The organism is Flavobacterium aurantiibacter (genome assembly GCF_002251775.1).
Taxonomy (GTDB): domain Bacteria; phylum Bacteroidota; class Bacteroidia; order Flavobacteriales; family Flavobacteriaceae; genus Flavobacterium; species Flavobacterium aurantiibacter.
Genome location: NZ_NOXX01000084.1, coordinates 1 through 2,687, shown reverse-complemented (window position 1 = coordinate 2,687; position 2,687 = coordinate 1). Strand labels below are relative to the sequence as shown.

Here is a 2,687-nt window from a genome sequence, read left to right as displayed (position 1 = left end):
ATAAGTAGGTAGTTTTGGGAAGAGAAAAACACCTTAATTAGCAACTTAACCAAAGGCAAAACAAGTGTCCGATTTAGTAGATCAAAAACGCGTACATTTTTTTTAATGTAACGTACTGTCATGGAATAAATTACGAGTGTTTTTGAGAATTGAGATATAAGTGGGAAGAACTTCGTTACTTATTAAGTAATGCCTAATTATAAAAAACCGACAACAAATGATAACATCGCTATTTTTAAGACATTTCAAGATCTATAAAGGAATAACCTTTATTCCTATTTCAGAAGGATGTGGTTTTTCAAGCCTTATCGGTGAAAATGGTGTTGGGAAAAGTTCAGTTTTAGAAGCTCTAGATTTTGCAATTAATAGAAAAAATAACTCTGAATGGCCTATCAATAATGAAGCAAAAAACGAAGGAGGTTTAAGTGGAGCCAACATACCTTTTATAGCACCTATATTAGTTCTCAAAAAAGATACATTAAAAAAATCCAAAAAGGAAGACCTCGAAAATTACGAGAAAGCTATTAAACTTTCAAATTTTCTATGGAACACAAAAATTAAAACTAAATCCGCAGCACTCGATGATTTTTATAAACACAGAGATGAATTAAAACAAAACTTTTTAGAAAAAGAACATTTGCTTTTAATCATTGGAAAGAAATATAATGAAGCTGGAATTTTTTTTGGGTCATACCATAATTATATAGATTTTGTAATAGATAATCCAGCCATTAAACCCACAGAAGAAGAAATTCAACAGTACTTTAAAGGTTTTTACGAGTACATCATTTCACACTATTCCTACATCTATATTCCCGTAGAAACAGATGTTCATACTTACACGAAACCCCCCGCTCCGCAAAGTCTCCCGACTTTGAGGCTAACCTAAAAATACGATAGCAAAGAACCCGCGCTCCGCAAAGTCTCCCGACTTTGAGGCTAACCTTAAAATACTCCCCCGCTCCTCAAAGTCTCCCGACTTTGAGGCTAACCTAAAAACACCCCCTACTCCGCCCCTACCCACGCCATTACTAACAGCCCCCTATTTACAAGCCAGTCTCCACTAAACCCTACCCCACACCCCTTACCCCTTATCGAAAAATTTCTACAACGTTCGTTTGTTACGATTTCCGAACATTTTATAGCTTTAGGTTAAACATTTAAAAATTTATTTTATGTCGAACCTAACAAACAACCGATTGAGCGTTACCGCAACCCAAGCGCAGCTTACCGCTGTAAAAAACGCCTTGCAAACCATTAACACCAACTTGCCTTTTTTGGTAGGATTAACAGCCGAAGAGCGTGCGGCACTGCCCACCATCGATGTGAACAACAAAGCCTTTACCGAGGATGCAATTAACGCCGGAGCAAACAACGCCAGTTTGGTACCGTCGTATGTGTCGGTGGCCAATATGCAAAGCGATATGACGCTCTTTTCGCAACTCGACGAAGTCATTCAGCTTACACGCCAACTCCTCGAAAAACTCGAAGACACGCAAATGCTAGCCGGCAGCGAGGCATATACCTCGGCTCTGGCATTGTACAAACTTTTCGGATCGGCCGCCGATGCCGGTGTACCGGGTAGCGATGCCATTTACAACCAATTGCGCACCCGCTTTGCCGGACAAGGAGGGCGCTTAGCACCTGCAACCAATCCAGCGCAGTAAACGGTAAATCACACTCGCAAACCAAACCGCTTCCGCAACGAAGCGGTTTTTTTATGCGCAAAATTTTTATAGAAAAATTCGGACCATATAAACACATTTACGTATGCAGACGTATATAACTTAGTCGCCGACCTAGTTTAGTATGCCTAGCTATAAGTTTACGTGGTCGGCGACCTATTAAATTACATTTTAAACAAATAAAACATAGTCGACATATCAGTTTACTAGGTTGCCGACCCAATAAACAAGGTGCGCGACCCATATAAAATAGTAGGCGACCCTTAAAACAAGGTCGTAAACCTACACAACTGAGTAGTCGACTAAGTTTGCTACGTACTGATACGTACAAAATTTCGTTTTGCAGTATTAAAAACAACAGAAAAAAAATATATTTGTCACAAAAACAAGCTTTTATGAAATCTAGAGTCAATAAATATCAGTTACGAAAGGAGACGGATGCACCGCATTTAGGAAACTTCGTTCAATGGCATATCGAGCAAAACAAAATTTTGAAGCGAGGCGTAGCCGAAGCCTTACAAGTTATACCCAGTACGTTTAATCAGTATTTCCGGCAACATTCGCTGCAATTCACCATCCTTTGGCGCATTTCGCAAGCCTTGCAGCACAATTTCCTGATGGAACTCGGCGAGAAGTGGCTCAAAATTCCGTACCAAACCCAAAAGGAAATCGACCTGCAAAACCAACTCGACCAAAAAAACACCGAAATCGATTTGCTCAAAGCGCAGTTGCAGGTTTTTAGGGAGATACATGGGGTGAAATGAGGGGGGAGCCTGAGCTTGTTGAAGGCGGATTTTTTAGGGGAAGCTAGTCCCGATAGCTATCGGGAAAGACTACGTGACGTTCACCTCTAAACGTATCAGTTTCCCACCCTAACCCAGGTATCGTCGGTGCCTGAGCTTGTCGAAGGCAGCATTGTGTACATTGTGAAAAACATTGTGAAACATCGCGCTCCATTTTCGCTTTTTTCTATTTTTTAGCTTTTTAGCTGTTAGCTGTTAG

The 2,687-nt window shown here is 40.4% G+C and carries 3 protein-coding genes; all 3 read left to right on the top strand.

Going from position 1 to position 2,687, the window contains the following annotated elements:
- Positions 1-217: 217 nt before the first annotated feature.
- A complete protein-coding gene (locus tag CHX27_RS01110) occupies positions 218-889 on the top strand; it encodes an AAA family ATPase (RefSeq protein ID WP_094484936.1) in 672 nt (223 codons plus the stop codon).
- 286 nt (positions 890-1,175) lie between these two features.
- Positions 1,176-1,667, top strand: coding sequence for a hypothetical protein (locus tag CHX27_RS01105; RefSeq protein WP_094484935.1), 492 nt, complete (start codon positions 1,176-1,178; stop codon positions 1,665-1,667).
- 413 nt (positions 1,668-2,080) lie between these two features.
- Positions 2,081-2,449: a transcriptional regulator gene (locus CHX27_RS01100; protein ID WP_133063381.1), complete on the top strand. Its 369-nt coding sequence runs from the start codon at positions 2,081-2,083 to the stop codon at positions 2,447-2,449.
- The last annotated feature ends 238 nt before the right edge of the window (positions 2,450-2,687 follow it).